Origin of the sequence: Rubritalea tangerina, from assembly GCF_042683245.1 — a bacterium.
Classification (GTDB): Bacteria; Verrucomicrobiota; Verrucomicrobiia; order Verrucomicrobiales; family Akkermansiaceae; genus Rubritalea; species Rubritalea tangerina.
The window spans coordinates 145,155-165,168 of record NZ_JBHUJB010000083.1 but is presented as its reverse complement, the minus strand read 5'-3'; the positions used below and the strand labels follow the sequence as shown (position 1 = coordinate 165,168).

15 protein-coding genes are annotated in these 20,014 nt (G+C 50.4%); 6 read left to right on the top strand and 9 right to left on the bottom strand.

Annotated features, from left to right (window positions below; all coding sequences use genetic code 11):
* Nucleotides 1-23 precede the first annotated feature (23 nt).
* Nucleotides 24-578: a hypothetical protein gene (locus ACFSW8_RS16985; RefSeq protein ID WP_377087824.1), complete on the bottom strand. Its 555-nt coding sequence runs from the start codon at nt 576-578 to the stop codon at nt 24-26.
* 346 nt (nt 579-924) lie between these two features.
* Nucleotides 925-2,319 (bottom strand): mechanosensitive ion channel family protein, encoded by a 1,395-nt coding sequence (locus ACFSW8_RS16980; protein ID WP_377087826.1) that lies wholly within the window; start codon nt 2,317-2,319, stop codon nt 925-927.
* A 155-nt stretch (nt 2,320-2,474) separates the two neighbouring features.
* On the opposite strand from ACFSW8_RS16980, the gene ACFSW8_RS16975 reads away from it, so the two are divergent.
* The gene (locus ACFSW8_RS16975) at nt 2,475-3,230 is read left to right on the top strand and encodes a hypothetical protein (protein WP_377087828.1); all 756 of its coding nucleotides are present in this window, start codon (nt 2,475-2,477) and stop codon (nt 3,228-3,230) included.
* A 216-nt stretch (nt 3,231-3,446) separates the two neighbouring features.
* Here the strand turns inward: ACFSW8_RS16975 and ACFSW8_RS16970 are convergent, their stop codons facing one another.
* The gene (locus ACFSW8_RS16970; RefSeq protein ID WP_377178836.1) at nt 3,447-4,397 is read right to left on the bottom strand and encodes a ligand-gated ion channel; all 951 of its coding nucleotides are present in this window, start codon (nt 4,395-4,397) and stop codon (nt 3,447-3,449) included.
* Between the two features lie 214 nt (nt 4,398-4,611).
* Entirely contained in the window at nt 4,612-6,159 is a 1,548-nt protein-coding gene (locus ACFSW8_RS16965) for an exo-alpha-sialidase (RefSeq protein WP_377178834.1), read from the bottom strand.
* Nucleotides 6,160-6,295: 136 nt separating this feature from the next.
* Here ACFSW8_RS16965 and ACFSW8_RS16960 point away from each other — a divergent pair, with 136 nt between their 5' ends.
* Nucleotides 6,296-7,789 (top strand): sulfatase family protein, encoded by a 1,494-nt coding sequence (locus ACFSW8_RS16960; RefSeq protein WP_377087834.1) that lies wholly within the window; start codon nt 6,296-6,298, stop codon nt 7,787-7,789.
* A gap of 136 nt (nt 7,790-7,925) precedes the next feature.
* On the opposite strand, the gene ACFSW8_RS16955 is transcribed toward ACFSW8_RS16960, so the two are convergent.
* Nucleotides 7,926-8,381 carry a thioredoxin family protein gene (locus ACFSW8_RS16955; RefSeq protein WP_377087836.1) on the bottom strand — a complete coding sequence of 152 codons (456 nt, stop codon included), beginning with the start codon at nt 8,379-8,381 and terminating at the stop codon, nt 7,926-7,928.
* Between the two features lie 67 nt (nt 8,382-8,448).
* On the opposite strand from ACFSW8_RS16955, the gene rdgB reads away from it, so the two are divergent.
* The 3 genes from rdgB (at nt 8,449) to alaS (ending at nt 14,337) form a co-directional block, all read left to right on the top strand.
* A complete protein-coding gene (rdgB, locus tag ACFSW8_RS16950) occupies nt 8,449-9,048 on the top strand; it encodes an RdgB/HAM1 family non-canonical purine NTP pyrophosphatase (RefSeq protein ID WP_377087838.1) in 600 nt (199 codons plus the stop codon).
* Nucleotides 9,049-9,152: 104 nt separating this feature from the next.
* The gene (locus ACFSW8_RS16945; RefSeq protein WP_377087840.1) at nt 9,153-11,036 is read left to right on the top strand and encodes a serine/threonine protein kinase; all 1,884 of its coding nucleotides are present in this window, start codon (nt 9,153-9,155) and stop codon (nt 11,034-11,036) included.
* A gap of 427 nt (nt 11,037-11,463) precedes the next feature.
* On the top strand, nt 11,464-14,337 hold the full coding sequence (alaS, locus tag ACFSW8_RS16940; protein WP_377087846.1) for an alanine--tRNA ligase: 2,874 nt from the start codon (nt 11,464-11,466) through the stop codon (nt 14,335-14,337).
* A gap of 71 nt (nt 14,338-14,408) precedes the next feature.
* On the opposite strand, the gene ACFSW8_RS16935 is transcribed toward alaS, so the two are convergent.
* The 3 genes from ACFSW8_RS16935 to ACFSW8_RS16925 all read right to left on the bottom strand — a co-directional run bounded on the left by ACFSW8_RS16935 (nt 14,409) and on the right by ACFSW8_RS16925 (nt 17,891).
* Nucleotides 14,409-15,353 carry a hypothetical protein gene (locus ACFSW8_RS16935; protein WP_377087848.1) on the bottom strand — a complete coding sequence of 315 codons (945 nt, stop codon included), beginning with the start codon at nt 15,351-15,353 and terminating at the stop codon, nt 14,409-14,411.
* Between the two features lie 273 nt (nt 15,354-15,626).
* A complete protein-coding gene (gene tnpA, locus ACFSW8_RS16930) occupies nt 15,627-16,076 on the bottom strand; it encodes an IS200/IS605 family transposase (RefSeq protein WP_377087851.1) in 450 nt (149 codons plus the stop codon).
* 225 nt (nt 16,077-16,301) lie between these two features.
* Nucleotides 16,302-17,891 carry an arylsulfatase gene (locus ACFSW8_RS16925; protein WP_377087852.1) on the bottom strand — a complete coding sequence of 530 codons (1,590 nt, stop codon included), beginning with the start codon at nt 17,889-17,891 and terminating at the stop codon, nt 16,302-16,304.
* Nucleotides 17,892-18,151: 260 nt separating this feature from the next.
* Between ACFSW8_RS16925 and ACFSW8_RS16920 the strand changes: the two genes are divergently transcribed.
* Nucleotides 18,152-19,030 carry a hypothetical protein gene (locus tag ACFSW8_RS16920; RefSeq protein WP_377087856.1) on the top strand — a complete coding sequence of 293 codons (879 nt, stop codon included), beginning with the start codon at nt 18,152-18,154 and terminating at the stop codon, nt 19,028-19,030.
* Here ACFSW8_RS16920 and ACFSW8_RS16915 read toward each other — a convergent pair.
* Nucleotides 19,020-19,934 (bottom strand): metallophosphoesterase, encoded by a 915-nt coding sequence (locus ACFSW8_RS16915; protein WP_377087857.1) that lies wholly within the window; start codon nt 19,932-19,934, stop codon nt 19,020-19,022. The two genes, ACFSW8_RS16920 and ACFSW8_RS16915, sit on opposite strands and share 11 nt — an antisense overlap.
* Between the last annotated feature and the right edge of the window lie 80 nt (nt 19,935-20,014).

Here is a 20,014-nt window from a genome sequence, read left to right as displayed (position 1 = left end):
CGAGCCGCGTCAAAATTCTCAAACTAGTCTATCTTGATAGTCGGTATGTCCACCGCATCGATCATCTTTCGGGTCTTCTTGTCCACCCGCAATATCTGGTCCCCCAGTAAATAGGCGCCCACATCATCCGCTAGCTTAAAACCTGCTGGTAAATCAGCTGAGGAAAGTGGGTTTAAACGCCCCCACCAATCATCATCTAACACCCAACCAGGTTTCACCTTATCACGCCATCCAGGTGGCAATGGCTTCCCATTTGCAACCTTCTTCGCAAGCCCTGGTGGCAAACCACCATTCTTTCCGTCATACTTCTTGTAAAAGTCCCTAAGGTCATTTTTGTCCTTGTCGCCAAACTTCCAGTCATCGTGTTTCACATGCTTCTTGCCAATATCTTTGTCGATTGACTTCTTGTGATCCACCTTAGGCTTTTTATCCACTTTTCCAGTGGGTGTCGCCTTCTTCTCGACCTTCGCCTTCCCTCCTTTACCACCTCCCTTGCCACCCTTGTCGGCTTGCATTTCTTGAGCTGCCATCACCCATACTATTGAAGTAGCAGCCACGATCCATTGTCTTTTCATCATTGTGTCTCTCAGTTTTCATTAAACCCCAATCACATTATAAAAATATTGAGGAAACTAACAGATAACACAACTGGGCATTCTCTATCAACACATTATACCACTTCGTTACTCAAAAGAGTCAAATGACGGTGCAATTGGGTATCAGAACCATAAAAAAGGACACCTCGCCAAAACAATCAAAGGCGAGGTGTCCAACAGACTAGACGAGTCTGCAACTAATATGATGATGAAACGCACAGCTCCCCAGCCGTGCATGTCACTAGACTTATTCCACAACTTTGCCGAATCTTAGCTAAAAAATATAAAAATCGATCAAATTGACGACTTTTTACTACAATTTAACGATTCAAGCATTCTCAACCGCAGATTGAATGATGTGCACATCCCTCTGCGGGAATGGAATACTGATACCTTCTTGGTCAAATTTCTGCTTCACCTGCTTCGTCAAATCCCAATACACATCCCAATAATCGACCGAACGCGCCCACGGCCGCAAAAACAGATTTACCGAGGAATCGCCCAAGCTGTGCACGCCTGCTGTTAGCTGAGGCTCGGCCAAAACCATGCCATGCGCCTTGCCCACCTCACGTAAAATTTCAAGCGCGTGATCAATGTCGTCAGAATATCCAATTCCAAAAACCAAATCCACACGACGTACCCGCCTCCCACTGTAATTGGTAATCGTATCCCCCCATGCCTTCTTGTTGGGAATGATCAACTCCTTGTTATCCATAGTCAGCATGGTCGTGGAAACCAAACTCATCTTCTCCACCCTGCCAGCCACTCCTGATATCTCAACATAGTCCCCTTCATCAAAGGGCTGATAAATCATGATCATCATCCCACTCGCAAAGTTGCCTAAAGTCTCCTGTAGCGCAAAACCAATGATGAATCCACCCGCCCCCAGTGCGGCTATCATCGGTCCCACCTCAATCCCTATCGACGATAACGCCACCATCAAACCAATCACCATCACCACCGTCGTGATCGATCGAAGTACAAAGTCTCTCATGATCCTCGACCCCTTGTCATGCTTTGAAAAAGCACGCTTCGTGAGATGTTTCACCAACTTCCCAACAAACCAAAAACTCAATAATATAAAAAAGGCCCCCAGCAATGCCTTGCCAAACGCAATCCCCCCATCCGCATCCTTCAACCAATTCCCTATCAAAGTGAAAACATACTGCACCCGACTCGAGGAATCTAAATCACTCGTGATGTCAGTCGCCGCTTTTAAATATGCTCTCGCTTCCGTCACATCACCTCCCTTCACCTCCAGTGCCCTCATCACCACTCTAGCACGCTTCGCTATCTCTAACTCAACCTCGTGAGACTTCTTCTCCAAATCAATAAAATGCTGGCGGTCACTCTCACTCAATTCCCCCGCATCAATGCGATAGGTATAAACCGCCGTGTTCTCAATCTGTAACTCTAACCTCTTCAACCAAAGCTCCAGCAACTTCTCCAAGCCCTCCTTGCGCATCGATCGCATCTGCGCGGAAAGCTGAACCAATGGAATCTTCACATTCGGCTCCGCTACCACCTCAGCCTTCGGCACCACATCCTTATCTCCCGCAATCTCTGCCGGCTCTGTAGCATCCAGCTCTATCTCTAACTCAGGATTTGCCTCCTTCTTTCCCGATGCCGATTGCTCAACCTTCGCTTCCTCCTTTTTCTCCTCCTGCGCTACCACACTCGCCCCCCCAACAATAAAGATCGCTCCCAAGATTAATGACTTCATAACAGCACTTTTCATCCTTCTCTATAGGAAACGCAGGATGCCTCAAAGAACAAGCCAGATCTATCCCACTACCCAATAAATTTAACTACACCCACTAACAGATTTATGCTATCGATGATTGACTCCCAATTTAATAAACCACCATTTCTTCTACGATGAAACACACACTTCTACTCAGCTCCCTCACTCTAGCGACCACCACCTCAATCTTCGCTGGCGAACCAATTCCAGTCTCCACCCCAGTATCTCATGAAAATTGTTGGGAGTTTAGCGTTGCCCCCTACCTCTGGCTTGCCGGTATCGACGGTACCGTCGGAGTCCCCTCTCTCCCTCCTGCTAGTGTAGATGCCTCATTTGGCGACATCTGGAATAACCTCGACTTCGCCGCCTTCATGGCCGTCGAGGCAAATAAAGGAAAGTTTAAATCCTTCGCCGACTTCCAATACATCAACCTCGGCTCCAGTGCCACTGTCCCTCAACTAGGAAGCTTCAAACTCGACGTCGAACAAGTCCGCATTGAACTCGGTGCTGGCTATGAATTTTATAATAACGGATCCACCAGCCTCACTGCCTACGGTGCCGTCATGTACAACTACCTCGATAACCGACTCTCCGGACCCATGGGTAACCAAGCAAAAGCCTCAGAAGGTTGGGTCGACCCCGCTATCGGCCTCAAAATCAACCATGCCTTCACAGAATGTTGGTACGGAAACCTCACCGGTGAATACGGTGGCTTCGGTGTCTCATCCGACCAAACTTGGCAAATCCTCGCCGTCCTCGGATACAACTTCAATGAACGCTGGGCCGCCCTCGGTGGCTACCGCCACCAAGCCATCGACTATTCCAAAAATGGCTTCGTCTACGACACCGAAACATCCGGCCCCTTCCTTGGTTTTAAATACAGCTTCTAGGGTGGTGTGGACAAAATGGTTTGCCGCCCGCTAAGAGTGGATTTTGCATCTGGCAAGGCGGATTTCATGGCGTGGATAAACATCCTCGCATTGGAAGACAACGAAGCCAGATACAAAAGATGCCTCAGCCTCCCAAATCCCTTTGCCGCAAGGCAACTGACTCCATATCACCCTATCTAAAAACGGGCAGTGAAGCAATCTGTCCACACGGCCTAGCTACTGACCTAAGAAGACCTGTACCGCTAATGTCAAAAAGCCTATAGGCACAATCACCCGACACCAACGGTCCATACGAACCGCCAATTCAGGCCGCCCATGCTTGGTCAGCACTGATGTCAAAACCGCCTCGCCGAGTGTCGCAAACACTAACAAGGTGGAGCTCAGAATAAATGCATCCATCCTTGTGAGGTAAGGCACCGCTGGTACCAAACTATCAATCGAAAATCGATAGGCAATCAATGTCAGCATCGAGGTCGTCGCCACACCGATCTGTGTACCCGCCTGCTCAGGATCAATCCAAAATACAATCCACGACATCGCCACTATCAAAAATAAAGGTAAAATCACCTTGAGCAGGTAATATTCATTGTACCGCTTCGCCTCCAACGAAATCCGAAACATCGACGCCGGCTGCATCCCATCAAAAATCGATTCACTAAACCCCCATGCCTCATGCCCTAATATCTCCCAGTCCGGTAAGGAAAATTTCGGTGATATCCCAGATTTCTTGTCCTTGGCCTTGTCTAAAACAAACTTCACTTCCTCTGGACTGTGCCCGACTGAAACCAAAGTCACCTCAAACTTCTGTGAATCAAATGGGAAATCCTTAAGGTCAAAGATCTGCGAAAAATTCCCCCATACTCGCTGAGTCACATTCACCGTACCATCCTGCGAAATCACCGCTCTCGGATCCAAGGTCTTGAATATCTTCTGCCGGTTCGTGATCTGGATGTTAGGATGCCAAATCTCACTCAAGCTCTTCGTGATCGAGCCATCTTCATTGTGCGCCTCCCGCGGGTCTTTCCATTCAGCCCGAAAGAATAAGTTCATCGTAAAATTCTGTACCGCACTGTCCACACCATCGATGTCCAATACCACATAACGCACCTTCACCTCTGTCGGTTCACCAATTCCGTGATTAGGATGCCTCACCTCACCCATCACCATGTTGGTTAGTAAGAGTGCACTAATGCATACTAGAAGGATTCGTGAAATGATCAGATGAGCGTGTTTCATAAGCCACTTCTCTTCTAACACAGTATCGAAGCTATTGCACTCGAATTAAGAAATACTGCTAGACCGAATCTATCACTCACACCTACCCAACCACCACACCCAGACCGGTGGTGGTTGCTCAGCTCCACCACCACCTCTTCTCGCTTTACTTACCAAAATCACTCAAAGGAACCCTCTGGAAGACCATGTCCGCAGCTGAAGACTCATAGAGAATTCCCACAGTCTTCTCATCAATCATGACCAAAGAAGAATACGCTCCACCTTTTGAATCTAATAAAATATGCTGTGGTTTCGGCCAGCTCTTCCCATCATCCATGCTCATCTGAATGGTCATCTTGCGACGACCATGCTTGTCATGAGGGTTAGAAAATAACAAACCATGCTTACCCTCCTCTCCTTTGAAACTGATCAAGGACGCCATACACACAGGCTCTGGTAACGCACCATGGTCGGAACCATGCACCTCCCATTGCTTTCCTAAATCTTGAGTCACAGCCACAGCACGACCATTCGTCTCTCCCTTATCCTTGCGATTCCTATTATCACGCATGTTGAGCATGAGCGTGCCATCGGACAATTCCGCGACCGCACACTCGGTCGTGTTACTGCGTGCAAACGAAGAAACCGTCCAAGTCTTCCCTCGGTCTTTACTCCACGTGATATTAGAAAACGGCAAACCATTCGCATCCCTCCCTTGCGTCGGCATCACCAATGTCCCATCGGCTAAGGTAATCCCATTGCCAGGTGCTGGTGCAAATAGATACCACGACGGATCCTTCAATGCCTGCGTCCAATTCTCAGGCGCTGACCAACTCTTCCCATGATCACTCGAGCGTACCGCCATAAACTGCGTGGACTTATCAATCGAATGACCAGGTTCAGAACCATTCCCAACCCATTGATGCGTCCTCGGCTTACCATGTGTCCAACAGGCCGTCACAATCACCTCACCCGTCCTCTGATCCACCAAAATACCTGGGTCAGAACATCCATTTTCCTTCTCCGGCTTTCCACCGTACTCCCCCATATCCATGATCGGCTCGGGCCTAGACCAACTCTGCCCCCCATCCACCGAACGCGACAAACCTATGTCCATGTGCTCCTGTAAATCGCGACGCGAATTGTAGCGCATGTCATACACCGCTAACAATGCCCCGTCGTTCGCACGCGCAATCGCCGGAATCCGAAATGTGTGACACTCAAATTGACCTCGCTTGTGAATCGGATATGCGAGCCGAGATGGCTCCCATCCCTCTACTCCATCCACTCGCACACGAGCTCCATCTTTAAAAACCAATTCCTTTAGCTGCAATCCCACACGATGGTCAAGATCCGCTCCCTTCTTCATTCGCACCACTAAACTACATGTATGGTTTCCTTTCGGGAGCTCCGCTTCCCCCTGCATGATTACAATTTTATCTAACGCTCTACTACTGCCTAACATGAGGTCTCCAGCGCTTCGGCGCATCACCACCTGAATCTCTTCCACCTCACTCAAAGCCGTCGTCCCATCAGTATCCACGACAATGCCCGTCAAGATGCGCGGCGCCTCACACGCGAGTCCAAAATCCATTACCGTGCTCAGCTCTCCATCATTCAATACCGGTAGTGTCGCTGTCTTCACCTCTACCTCCACAGCCTCTGCAACTAAGGCCCAAACCCAGAACAGACTTAATGTCGTAAATTTTCTCATTTCTTTGTAATGCTTTCTATTTCCCAACGCATACATCATTGCTGATATCTCCTATAGCTAGGGTAACGTATCTTCAGTCTACTCACGCTATGAAATCCACCTGTCTGGACTTTTTTTAGACCAACTGACACATACCATGAAACGCACACTCACATCCTTAGTATTCTTAATCTCACTGACATGGGCACATGCTGCCCAACGACCTAACATCTTGTGGATTTTCTCAGAAGACCTCTCACCCTACTTCGGCTGCTACGGGAATTCAGTCAATCGTGGACATACCCCCACCGTAGATCAAATGGCCAAAAACGGCGTGCTCTTTACCCGCACCTTCATGCCCGCCCCAGTCTGCTCAGCCGCACGCTCAGCCATCATCACCGGCGTCTTCCAAACCACCACAGGTACCCACCAACATCGCTCGTCACGCCACGCCCCCGGAGTCGTCCCTCCTCCCCTGCGTATCCATTTGCCAAAGGGCATGAAAACCATCCCTGAACATTTCCGTGACGCTGGATACTTCACCTTCAATAGCGGTAAAGACGATTACAACTTCCACTACGACCGTCGCGCCCTCTACTCGGTCGGTACCAAAGAAAACTACGAAGTCGGAATGAATGGCTGGCAGGGCAACTTCGCCCGCCATTCCACATCCATCACCAAGGACACTTGGAATGCTCGCCCCGATAAAAAACAACCCTGGTTTGGACAAATCATGCTCTGGGGCGGTAAAGCGGGCCATAAACACGTCCGCAAAGGTGATAAGCTCGCAGCAGAAGCCGTTCCACTCCCCCCCTACTTCCCTAACACCAAAGCTCACCGCAGCGCCTGGACCCTCCACCATAACGCCGCCAGAGGTGCCGACCACCAAGTCGAACAAATCCTCCAACAACTCAAATCAGACGGCGAACTAGACAATACCATCGTCTTCTTCTTCTCTGACCACGGAAATAACCAATCGCTGCGCGGAAAACAATTTTGCTACGAAGATGGACTCCATGTCCCACTCATCATCCTTGGCAACCACCCAAGTATCCGCCCAGGAACCACTCGCTCAGAATGTATCTCAGGCCTCGACATCCCCGCCACCTCCCTCGCACTCGCAGGCATTCCCCTCCCCAAATACCTCGATGGCTCTAACCTCCTAGACCCTAATTATGCACCCAAAAAATGGATTATCTCAGCGCGCGACCGCTGCGATTACACCATCGATCGCATCCGCTCCGTACGCTCCGACAAATTCCGCTACATCCGCAACTACTTCCCGGAACGCCCACTCCTCCAGGCCCAATACCGCGATAATGCACCCACTGTGAAAGACCTCAAAAACCTTCACGCCTCAGGCAAACTCTCCAAAAACCTCTCCGAGCTGTGGTTCGGCACACGTCCGTCCGAAGAACTCTACGATATCGCTAAAGACCCACACCAAATGCACAACCTCGCATCCAACCCACAATACCAAACCACCCTCACCCAACACCGCGACGCCCTCAACCAATGGATCAACTCCTCCGGCGATAAAGGACAATCACCTGAAGACCCCAAACAACTCAAAGCCACCTTCGACCTCTGGAAAAATAAACCAATCTTCAAAAACGCCCAAACCAATCCAGAATACAAGCAATTCCGCTAACCCCCTGCCAGCGCAAAGCATCCCCCCAAAAATCATCATTTGTCTCTTCTGAAGTGCGATTTGCTCTAACATAAGAAGGGCGTGCACGTTGCCATGCACACCCTTCTCAACCACGTTTACTACACAATGAAATTTTCTAAAACATATCCTTGATGCGTAACTGCTTCTTTAGCTGACCTAACATCTTGTCTACCGTGTTGTAGCGCGATGCCGAAAAGCGTGAGAATTCTTTCCCCTTAGGATCTAACAAGACTACGGTGGGAACACCAGAGACTTTATATTTCTCTAACACTTTTTCGTTCTTCTTACGCAATGCCTTGTCACCATTGGGAATATCAATCTTAACAAGGATAAAATCTTTCTCTGCACCTGTCTTGAAAGCGCCCTTAGAGAACACGTTCTTCTCCATCATCATACAGGGTGGACACCAGTCAGATCCGGTGAACTCGACAAAAACAGGCTTATTCTTCTCCTTACTGAGCTTCTTCGCCTCATCAATATTAGTCATCCAGCCCTCACCAGCCACAAGGCTGAGAGCGGAAGCAGCAAAGGTGAGCACAGCAGTTAGAAATGTCTTTTTCAGTCTCATCATGAACGTTAGCGGTACAGACGCGTAATTTTATTCCCATAAGATAAAAATAATGCAAAAAAAATCCATCATGAGCTCAGCCACACCTATTCTCATCGCCACCGGAAATTCCCATAAAACTGAAGAGATCGGCGCCATCCTCGGCTCCCAATTCAGCGTTTCCGACCTCAATGGAAAAAATTTCCCCAAAGTCGACGAAACCGGCACCACCTTCCTCGAAAATGCCACCCTCAAGGCCGTCGAAATTAGCAAACGCACCGATGCCTGGGTTCTCTCAGATGATTCCGGGCTCGAAGTCGATGCCCTCAATGGCGAGCCCGGCGTCTACTCCGCCCGCTATGCTGGTGAAGAAGGCAATGATGCTGCCAACAATGCCAAACTCCTCAACGAGCTGGGCCAACTCCCAGCAGACACCCCACGCAGCGCCCGCTTCCGCTGTGTCATCGTCCTCGCCAAAAATGGCCAGCGCATGGCCCACTTCTCCGGCGCCGTCGAAGGCCGTATCATCGACCAACTCACCGGTAACGCAGGATTCGGGTATGACCCACTCTTCATCCCCGAAGGACACGAAGCCACATTTGCTCAGCTCCCTAGCGAAACCAAAAATTCACTCAGCCACCGCGCTCGCGCACTCGCCGAAGCCCTTCCATGGATTGAAAAAAACATCTAGTACTTGACCGAAATATTCAAAACTGAGGAACTTTCGCAACTCAATGATTGCTTTCAAGCCCCTAATCTATATCAGTCCTACAGCTGTTGTTTAGCTTAGAGTTCATGGACGAAGAAAGATACGAAATTACAACTTTGCTCGGGAAAGGCCGCACCGGCGGGGTCTACGGAGCCGAGGACACCCAGCTCAATCGCAAGGTGGCCGTCAGACGCTTTTATTCTGCTGGCGGAGATACTTCAGCTGACGAGTGGAAAGAAGAATTTCTCACCATCGCCCATAACCTCAGCAACCTCACCCACCCAAATCTTCTCACCGTCTATGACGCGGGTGTCGACGAAGATGGCGCCTTTCTCATCACCCAATTGCTCGAAGGAAAACGCCTCTCCGATTCCATCGGGAAAGAACAACTCAGCGAATACGACGCCCTTGACCTCGCAGGCCAACTCCTCGACGGCCTCGCTTCCGCCCACGCTGCGGGATTTATCCACGGTGCACTCACCGCAGGCTCTGTCCTGCTGACCGAACGCGCCCGTGGTGGCCACCGCTACATGCTCATGGACCTCGGCCTCTCGCGTCTTGCCCCACTCATCCAAGGTGCGGATTCCAGTTATGCCATGATGGCGGACCCTGCCCTTCTCGCACCAGAGCTCTTTGACGGAGCTGTCTCGACTGTCGCCTCTGACTGCTACATGCTGGGCCAGTTGATCTACCTCACCCTCCTCGGCGGCCACCCATTTGCGGGAAAAAGCCTCGATGAAGCCAAACAGCTCCACCAAGCCGGTACCATCCCCCCCATCACCGATTACCGCGACGATATCAGCCAAGCCACCATCGAATGGGTTCAGCTCATGACCCAGCTCGATCCTGAGAAGCGCCCTGCCACCGCCGCTGACGCTCTCAGGGCCCTGCCTAAACTCAGCCCACAAGCTGCCCCCTCTAAACCCCCAGCTCCTGAGCAAAACGCAGGACTTGTCAAGCCCTCCACTCCGGCAGCCCCACCGCTTTTGCGTAAAGCCTCCCCTCAGACCCAGGTCCCCCCTCAGGTCAAGGCTCCCACCACCATGGAGAAGCACCCAACTCCTAAGCAACCCCAGGCTGCTGTCACCCAGCCAGTCACCGCTCAGGCCACCCCCACACCTAACACTTCCCCAACCCCTCCGCCACCTTCTCAGACCGCTGCACCAGCTCAATCTCCCCCCCCACCTCAGGCCACACCTCCGACACCTGAGACTGAGGCTGAACCTACAAAGCCCTCAAAAAGTAAAAAGAAACTCATCCTCGCCATCGCTCTACCACTCCTCCTAGTTGCCGGTGTCTGCCTCGCTATGATGCTCCCTCAGCAATCCGACGTAGAGGAATTCTATGAGGAAAACCCGGACGAACGCCCCATCAATGAAGGCCTAGAATCGGCGATCGAGCGCGCCAACATGACCAGCTTCTACAGCAATGCTGTCGCCGAGGGCCACTCGCGCATCGGCTGTGACGTCAACAATAAGGGCAAAAAAGACTGGGTCGTCTTCTCCGCTCCTCTCAGCCACTTTGACAAATTAAGCCACCCTAAAGCAGAACTCATCGAATCCGTCACCCCCATCGGTGATACCACTGCGAAACAACAAGAAGTCGGAAACCTCCTCTTCTTCAGCGGTAAAAAATCTAAGTTCCGCCCCACACTCTTCGGCCAAACCCGTGATGCTGGCGACGGTTGGGAAATCCAAGTCACCCCACCCGCCAATGGCTGTAAAATCAAACTCCACTTCACCACCTGGAACTGCGATGCCCACCTCGATATCCTCGACGATAAGGGTGACCACATCCTGCCCGAACTCTACTACCAAAGCGAAAGCCAAGATACCTCCTTCGGAACCCTCCACAAACTCACCGCTGAACAAGTCAAAGGTAACAAATTTATCACCCTGAAACTCATTGCCTCTAAAGCAAAATCAGACGACACCATGGGTATCTCACTCAACGCACTCGTCGTCGAATAATCCCACACGAGTGAGCTGCCTGAGACCTAATACCATTGAGCGAAACGGAATGGACGAATGGTCGGAATGAGCTTGCAGAATAGCAGGGCGGAGTGAAGGCCTCCCGCACCCGCGGGACAACTGAATGACAACGATGACATTCGGTAAGGTAATCCGATTTACTCTAAAATCGCGAAGCGCAAACTTCACAAGACTCAACCACACTCCATTCCTCTATTCCGAGTCGAGAGATGGTATAAAGCTCAGCACTCAGGCCTCCACCTCCCCAAAAACGCCCACCAGCCTGCGTCTCAGAACCAAGCCTCTTCCCAGAAAACCCTTGAAACTCAGCCGCTGAGCACCTACTCCCTCGGTCATCCAATTGTCTCTTGAGCCATTGCTCAAGAGCTCTCCACTTTTCACAACTAGATAAGCGACAAGCAATCTCATGACCGCGAACGAAATACGCCAATCATTCTTCGACTTCTTCAAGGAGCAAAAGCACACCATCGTGCCTTCCGCCTCCTTGCTTCCACAGTCCCCTGGCCTGCTCTTCACCAATGCGGGCATGAACCAGTTTGTCCCTTACTTCCTCGGCACCGAAAAGGCTCCATACGATCCACCGCGTGCAGCTGACACGCAGAAATGTATCCGTGCAGGTGGTAAGCACAACGACCTCGATGATGTCGGCTACGACACCTACCACCACACCATGTTCGAGATGCTTGGGAACTGGTCCTTCGGCGACTACTTCAAAGCTGAAGCCATCCAGTGGGGGTGGGAATACATCGTCGAGCGCCTCGGCTTCCCAGCAGAGCGTCTCTACGCATCGGTCTACCGTCCGGACAAATCACTCGGTGACCCATCCGAATTCGACCAAGAAGCCTACGACCTCTGGGCAAAACTTTTCGAATCCAAGGGCCTCGACCCGAAGAAGCACATTGTCGATGGCAACAAGGCGGACAACTTCTGGATGATGGGCGAAACTGGCCCATGCGGCCCGTGCTCCGAGCTCCACGTCGACCTCACTCCTAACGGCGACACTGAGGGCAAGCTCGTCAACATGGACTCCGACCTCTGTATCGAAGTCTGGAACCTCGTTTTCATTCAGTACAATGCCGAAGCTGACGGCACTTTCCGTGACCTTCCATCCAAGCACGTCGATACCGGCATGGGCTTCGAGCGCGCATGCTCGATCTATCAGGGAACCAAAGGCTTCACCGACTTCTCGCAGAAGCCTACCAACTACGCGACCGACGTCTTCACGCCAATCTTCGCTAAGCTCGAAGAGATTTCTAACAAGAAGTACAACGACATCTACCCAGAGTCCGTCGAAGTCGACAAGTCCACCCTCTCTGCGGAGATGAAAGAGGCTGTCGCCTTCCGCGTCATCGCCGACCACATCCGTACCCTTTCCTTCTCCATCGCTGATGGCATCCTTCCGGGTAACACCGGCCGCAACTACGTCCTTCGCCGCATCTTACGTCGCGCTGTGAGGTACGGTCGCACACTCGGTTTCACAGGTGAGACGCCATTCCTTCCACAGCTCGTCGACGTACTCGTGGACCAGATGAAAGGCACCTTCCCAGAAATGGGCGAACGCCGCGAAGCGATCAAAGAGACACTGACTCGCGAGGAAGAATCCTTCAACCGCACCCTCGACCGTGGCCTCGGCATGTTCGACAAAGAAGCGGAAAAAGGAAAGATATCCGGCGACTTCGCTTTCGAACTTTACGATACATACGGTTTCCCAATCGACCTCACCGAACTCCTCTGTCAGGAGCGCAAGCTCGAGATCGACATGGATGGCTTCGAGAAGCGCATGGACGAAGCTCGCACGCTTTCCCAAGCATCTCAGAAGAAGACCGTCGTCCGCGCGCTCGACATTTCTTCCGATGTAGAAACCGAATTCACCGGCTACAGCGAAGACTCTAGCGAAGCGAAAGTGCTCGAAATTCACGAAGGTGAAGAGTCTCTCTTAGTCATCACTGATCGCTCCCCATACTACGTAGAAATGGGTGGCCAGCTCGGCGACACAGGTATCCTCACACCATTCAAAGATGGCAACTTCGGCGAAGCAATCGAAGTCACCTCTGTGCAAAAGATCGGCCAAGCGATCGCACACGAGATTTCCAAATCCGCAATCAGCAATCCGTCATCCGCTATCAAAGTTGGCGACACCGTTGCCCTAACAGTCGATGCTAAGCGCCGTCGCCGTATCGAAACACACCACACAGCGACTCACCTTCTTCACTGGGCACTCCACGAAGTCGTCTCTAGCGATGCGACCCAGCAAGGCTCCCTCGTCACAACCGACCGTCTCCGTTTCGACTTCACTTCTGGCGCGCTCACACCTGAGCAGATTGCTGAAATCGAAGTCAAAGTGAACCAGAAGATCGCGGAGAACTCCGGCGTCTTCTACAACGAGGTCCCACACGCTGACGTCAAGAACCGCAAGGACATCATGCAGTTCTTCGGCGACAAGTACGGCGAGATGGTTCGCGTGGTTCAGATCGGCGGCAACGAGCTCGGGCTCGATGGCTACGCTATGGAACTTTGCGGTGGTACCCACCTCGACAACACTGCTGACATCGGCATCTTCAAGATCAAATCCGAGAGCGCGATCGCTTCCGGCGTCCGCCGTATCGAAGCCGCTTGTGGTGTCGCAGCCTACGATTGGGCACGCGGTATCATGGAAAAGAATGGCCACGAGGAAGACGAACTCCGCGCCAAACTCGAGAAGATCAACGAAGGTCTCAAAGCTGTTGGAGCAGAAGAAATCCACTACCCACTCGAAGCACACATTATGTCCGGCATGCTTGCTGAAGCATCCTTCGAGGAAGTGAACAACACCTTCAACAAGTCACTCGCCTACACCCAAGGCCTCCGTGACACCGTCACCGCTGCCGACAAGAAGCTCAAGAAAGCACAAGCAGGTGCAGCAGCAGCTATGGCTGATAATATGCTCAACGAGGCACTAGCCGAGGATTCAACTGGAAACTGGAAACTGGAAACTGAAAACTTAGCCGCCCTCGTCGAAGGCCCTGCAAGCTTGCTTCAGGAACTGATAAATGGCTGCAAAAAGAAACAGTACACAAAAGCGGCGTTCTTCATCGTCAACGATGGCTCACGCCTCCACATCGGTGCCTTCTGTGGACCTGACGCTCAAGCTGCCGGTCTCCAAGCTGGCAAGCTCATCCAAGAGCTCGGCCCAATCGCAGGCGGCAAAGGCGGCGGCAAGCCAGACCAAGCACGCGGCGCAGCACCAGAGCTCGACAAAGCAGACGCCCTCCTCGCAGCTGCAAAAGAAAAGCTCGGCTAACAACCAGTTAAGAAAAACTCCACACAAAAGGGCTGATAGAAACATCTATCAGCCCTTTTTCATCAAAAAATTTACGGAGTAACTTGAACAGCCTTGCTGTTACTCATGTAATTAAAATCAATTTGTACCACTCCCTCGTCCGTCGATGACTTACAGCTCCATTTAAGATCTGCCTTTTCAGACACATCAATCAATAGCTCTAAGTCACGATATATGTGAACCTCTCCTTTAATAGATACTACATTCTCTCCCTCCTCTATGGTCGTCCCCTCTACATCACCAACTATCTTCAATAAAGCGCACCTCCTACCCTCGTGTTTCACTACCTCTAGAAAATGCACCTTAACGTCCCCATCTAAGTTTTTCCAATCCATCGCTCCTGACATCCAATCTGAAGCTGAGATTCTCCAAGACTGACCGACTTTACGCTTCCCACCTCCATATATCCGCCGCTCAGAATTCATTACGTCTATGATGTCAGCTATCCTTGCTAACTCTGCTTCTGACCATTGTTCTTTACTTGGCCTAAAATTCCATTGAGAAAATCGATACTCAAACTCAAGTTTCCTCCCCACCAATACACCTAAATTTTTCACTTCAGATTCTCGCCTATCGTCTCCATCAAGCATGGTCGAAGTCATTTCATTTTTTAAAATTGTGATAATGTGACGATGCTCTGAGAGAACTTCGACTTCCGAGAGATGCTCCACCAAGGCTTCCGAACGAACAACCACTGAACCCTCATCAACTCCAAATACTTCTGCCCGAATATCTTTCGAATGAGTCTTGTTTGTCATCTGCCATTTTGTGCCAACACCACGTGACTTTTCCTCGTACAATAGAAACTCTTCAGCAGTCAAAAAAACAGAACTACACAACAACACACAAAAAATAGAAAGAAACCTCATATCAAAACTCTCTCCCACATCGGATATCACCTCCAGTAAAAAGTCCAACGGACTTCCCTCTCCCAGCCCAAGGTCAAGCCGCAGGCGACCACCTTGGGACCAAACCACAACACCTATATCCAACGCTGAAAGCGTTGCTGCATGAAACCATTATCAACACATATTAACACCTGATTCGGCCTGAGCAACAACTCCACATTAGACAAAACGGAGTGTCTCATTCCTAACACTTCACACATTCATTCAACTCCCCAACCCTTCTAGCCAATAAAGTCCAATGGACTTCCCTCTCCCAGCCCAAGGTCGAGCCGCAGGCGACCACCTTGGGACCAAACCACAGCATGAGCACCCAACGCTGAAAGCGTTGCGGCATGTGCTCTATCAATCCCACACATACCGCTCATCATACTGGACAGCATGCTTCTTCAAAAAAGCGCCATACTCTTCTTGAAATCCCACTTTCCGATGATGCTCCTCTTGATTCCGAATATAGGTTTCCACCTCACCAACATTCGATAGTGCAACGGAAAACACCCCATAACCATTCTGCCACGCAAACTTGTCTATACCTTTGTCGTGGAGCCACACAGAAGACCTCCGCTTGAGATCTCTCACAAGACTAGCCACCTCCATCGTCCGAGAAAAACAAAGAAGCAAATGTACATGATCCGCTACGCCTCCAACAATCACTGGTTGGCAGCCCATAGACTTAGCCACCCCACCTAGATACGCATGCGTCTCCTCCCTCAAAACATCCTCGGTCAAATGAGGAAACCTCTCTTTCGTAGAAAAAATAATGTGCAAATAAATGCGCGACAATGACTGAGACATGACACTCTAACATGAACTTAGATCAAGACACGATCCAAGCCTGAAGTCTTTCAGACTTCTCTTATCTAGACTCATACCGCCCGGCGTTACTACGTAACACTGGGCTTGGAGAATGAACCTCTTCGAGGTTCAATAGAAATACGAGGCTTTGGATCCTGATCCCCTGTAACATAGAAAGCTGGTAGACTATGTTTACCAGCTTCCTGATTAAACTTACATCAAGAACTACTCCTTCGGTAGCTCGATCCCCTTCTTCTTGAGCACGTCTTTCACCTCCTCAATTTTACGGAAGCGCTCGATCGTCATAGGACCAGTGTAGACCTCACTCTGCATCTTACGCGGCTCATCCTTTTCGTAACTCTTCATCAACTGCGCTTGCGCTTCATTGAACATCACCAGAGTCCAAGTCTTCTCTGTATAACTATTCATGAACACGTCGTAACGTTCTTGCGGGTCCTGCCAGAGATCATAAATCGCAGGGACGGTCGCAGCATACTTGCTAGGACCACGCCAACCGAGCTCGGCAGCAGGCGCTTCAGAGCCCGCCATCGCACCATTGTCGCCACGAAGGTTAAATACCGCCTTCCACTTTCCAACACGAATCGCACCAGGGGAAAGCTCTTGTTCAGTGAAGTAGAACCAAGACTTACGTTTCCAGTCCTCTTCCTTGCCCTCTAACAAGGGTGTCATATCATAAGAATCGAAAACAACTGGTTTGCCTTCACGGTCCTTTTTAGGAAGCTCAAGGCCAGCGAGAGAGGCAAAAGTCGCCATCATATCGAGCCCGCCCACAATCGCGTGCGACTTGCTATTAGGCTCAATCACTCCCGGCCACCACGCAATGGCTGGCACACGGCTACCACCTTCACGGCAGTTTCCTTTGGTACCGCGAAATGGAGTATAGCCTGAATCTGGATGCACATCCTGCCAGGCACCATTGTCCACGGTGTAGATCACGAGTGTGTTCTTATCGATCCCAAGCTCACGGATCTTGTCCATGGTCTGGCCGACGTGATGATCCAGTTCACACACTGAATCCGCGTACTTACTCTTCGCCGCAGACTTCCCTTTAAATGCTTTCGCCGGAATATTCGGCTGGTGGTTCTTACCGAAATTAATACTCATCAAAAACGGCTTGTCCTCCTTCGCGTACTTTTCGAGGTACTCGAGTGAAACCTTGGTCGTCATCACATCAATTTCAGCGATGTTAGAGTCGTCGATCTTCGCCACTTCCTTCGCTTTGCCAACAGCTTCACCTTCTAACAAACCAGTAGTGATCTTCTTGAATGCTTCACGCAACTCTGGCTCCATATCCGGATTGAAGGACTCCAATGGATATGTATAAGCATTCAAGTGATAAAGAAAGGTGTTCTTCATCACATCAAATCCATGCGCGATCGGCATGGCATAATCGTCTTCACCAAGATGCCACTTCCCCGCATAAAAGGTATTGTAACCCGCTTTCTTCAATACCGAAGCATAAGTCCATTCGGCAGCAGGAAGTCCTCCTCCCTGCCCCTGGAATGCCACTGTTGTCATGCCTGAGCGGTTAGGGTTACGCCCAGTCAACATGGCAGCACGACCGGGAGTACAGCTCGTCTGACCATAGTACGACCAAAACTGCATGCCTTCATTCGCCATACGGTCAAAATTCGGCGTCGCCATTCCACGTCCAGCCCCCCCTCCATACGCTCCTAAATCACCCCAGCCAGTATCGTCTGAAATGAGAACGATAATGTTAGGCTTCTCAGGAGCTGCTTCAATTGTGACACAAAATGTAACCACACCAACTAACGACATTAGATAACTTTTCATTGTGATAAATATAGATTTTTAATCTAACATTCATCGCCCATCGATAGTAGGAAATTCATGTTATTTAAATGTGCCAAAGAATAAAAATTCCTTAACCTTACCTCTACCCGCACCCTACCAAACCCATCCTCAACACCAGGCTCACCATGGGAATACACCATAAATTTCTCGCATATAAATAGTTAATAAATTGAAATCATTACCACCTTCTGGGTCGACAGGGGCGTATCCACACGCCTAAAAATAGCAAAACCAAATCTATGATTTCACAACTGAAACAAATCACCTCTAAGACTTCAGACCTCGCCGTCATGGGGAGAGAGATCATGGCAAGTGGCCTCCACTCAGTACACACCCAATGGAAGAGCATTGACCTCTTTGGTGCACTCTACGCAGCCGAAGACAGCGAAGGAGAAACTGATGCCACCCACTACTTTTTAATCCCCATTCCTGACCCTCTAAGAGGCTTCACCATCTATTCCAAGCGCGTGCTCCCTCCTGGAGTCGGAGCTGAAAATTGCCTCCCAAAGGAGAGAATCTTTCATCTCCCCGATCCGAGCACCTTGGCCCATCTAGAAACGGCTCTCATCACCTCACAAACAACGACAAGCCTACAGAACGCCTCCGACGAGTCCCTTCTCGCGAAACACTTAGACGAGATTGCAGACCGCATTGATACCGAAACCTACAAGGTCAGCGGAGGCATTCTTCTCATTGGAGGTGCTGTCGCTCTCATCAACCCAGTGGTAGGCATCGGCATAGCCGCCAAAGCACTCCTGCCTTCACTGGGAAATTCAGCCATCCAGCTTGGCTCAAAATTCCTTGGCGATAAATTGCGCAACCAAAAACAAAGTGTTCTCGAATCCAAGGCTCGCAAAGAGGCAGAAAAGGATCTGAAACGACTTAAACCCCAAACGCTCACTAACCCACTCCTGCGAAGCCTCCATGCCATTCTAACCAATCCTGAGAGTAACTACGACCCAAGCATGGATCAAAGAAATTGGGCTGACTCATTCCCCTCACAATCCCAATACCAAATGACTTGTGAAGCCATTCACGAGGTCTACCAATCACAACAAACGTTCCTAAAGCCATTGCCAGCTTCTCATAAACATTGGATCGATTCACTCAAAGCTTAAGCTTTCGATCAGGCTCCGCTCCAAAGCCCTCAATTTCTATCCGATCGCTGTAACAACTCACCACCGCATAGGCGGTCTCCTTCGCACTCTCGACCATTCCCTTAAAGTTGACATAGTGCACCCCCTTGTGATCCACATACCCGCCTTTGTGATTGTGCCCATTCATGTACGCAACAACCTGGGATGAAGCATCAAGCCTCTCTAGCAGTTGCTCTGCATTCCACAAATTATGCCTATCACCTTCAGGTAAAATCGGAAAATGGTTCATCACGATAACCTTTTGTCCCGCAGCCTCCGCCTGATCTAACACCTTCTGTAGCCACTCGAACTGCGCTTTAGACATCCCTCCATTCCAGCTCAATGCTGAGACCACGCCTGCCTTCTGGAGTTTCACACGCTCAGCTTCCGCAGCCACTGTACGTGGGTCTTTTGAAGGATAGCGATAGGTACTCAACTCAGTCCCATCCAAGAACAACAACTTCCACCCACCATATTCTACCGCGTAATAGCCAAGCTCTGGCATCTCCATAGCAGCAGCCACCTTGCCTTTGTCTGCATCCGCAACCTCAAAGTCATGATTGCCATACACTTTGTAATGAGGAACCCGTAAACGAGCATAGCGCTCCATCATCGGCCCAAAACTCTCAAACTCACAGTCGATCATATCGCCCAATGTCACCACAAAATCCAAAGGATGCTTATTGAGCGCTGTAATGGCCTTCTCTAACTTCGCGGGGGATTTCCTGTAAAACCGATTCCGGCGCATGTCTTTATCCGCATACTGAGGATCGGCAATAGCTCCAAACCTCAACAAGGGTTTGCTTGCCCCCCCCTGCGCCGCCAATGGCTGGATGAGAGCTGCAGGCAACATGAGTTTCACAAAGTGACGTCTTTCCATAGGCATACTACTCCATTCTTTTCTCCCCCCTTACAGCTGAGCACCTGTCTTTATAGACAACCAGTGCGCAATATCGATAAACAAGC

What these genes read in the sequence shown, in the direction of transcription:
- rdgB (WP_377087838.1), top strand. Translation starts at nt 8,449, where the DNA reads ATGAGCTCAGCCACACCTATTCTCATCGCCACCGGAAATTCCCATAAA.
- ACFSW8_RS16965 (WP_377178834.1), bottom strand. Translation starts at nt 6,159, where the DNA reads ATGAGAAAATTTACGACATTAAGTCTGTTCTGGGTTTGGGCCTTAGTT.
- ACFSW8_RS16980 (WP_377087826.1), bottom strand. Translation starts at nt 2,319, where the DNA reads ATGAAGTCATTAATCTTGGGAGCGATCTTTATTGTTGGGGGGGCGAGT.
- ACFSW8_RS16920 (WP_377087856.1), top strand. Translation starts at nt 18,152, where the DNA reads ATGATTTCACAACTGAAACAAATCACCTCTAAGACTTCAGACCTCGCC.
- ACFSW8_RS16970 (WP_377178836.1), bottom strand. Translation starts at nt 4,397, where the DNA reads ATGGTGATGGGTGAGGTGAGGCATCCTAATCACGGAATTGGTGAACCG.
- alaS (WP_377087846.1), top strand. Translation starts at nt 11,464, where the DNA reads ATGACCGCGAACGAAATACGCCAATCATTCTTCGACTTCTTCAAGGAG.
- ACFSW8_RS16960 (WP_377087834.1), top strand. Translation starts at nt 6,296, where the DNA reads ATGAAACGCACACTCACATCCTTAGTATTCTTAATCTCACTGACATGG.
- tnpA (WP_377087851.1), bottom strand. Translation starts at nt 16,076, where the DNA reads ATGTCTCAGTCATTGTCGCGCATTTATTTGCACATTATTTTTTCTACG.
- ACFSW8_RS16985 (WP_377087824.1), bottom strand. Translation starts at nt 578, where the DNA reads ATGATGAAAAGACAATGGATCGTGGCTGCTACTTCAATAGTATGGGTG.
- ACFSW8_RS16925 (WP_377087852.1), bottom strand. Translation starts at nt 17,891, where the DNA reads ATGAAAAGTTATCTAATGTCGTTAGTTGGTGTGGTTACATTTTGTGTC.
- ACFSW8_RS16915 (WP_377087857.1), bottom strand. Translation starts at nt 19,934, where the DNA reads ATGCCTATGGAAAGACGTCACTTTGTGAAACTCATGTTGCCTGCAGCT.
- ACFSW8_RS16955 (WP_377087836.1), bottom strand. Translation starts at nt 8,381, where the DNA reads ATGATGAGACTGAAAAAGACATTTCTAACTGCTGTGCTCACCTTTGCT.
- ACFSW8_RS16975 (WP_377087828.1), top strand. Translation starts at nt 2,475, where the DNA reads ATGAAACACACACTTCTACTCAGCTCCCTCACTCTAGCGACCACCACC.
- ACFSW8_RS16945 (WP_377087840.1), top strand. Translation starts at nt 9,153, where the DNA reads ATGGACGAAGAAAGATACGAAATTACAACTTTGCTCGGGAAAGGCCGC.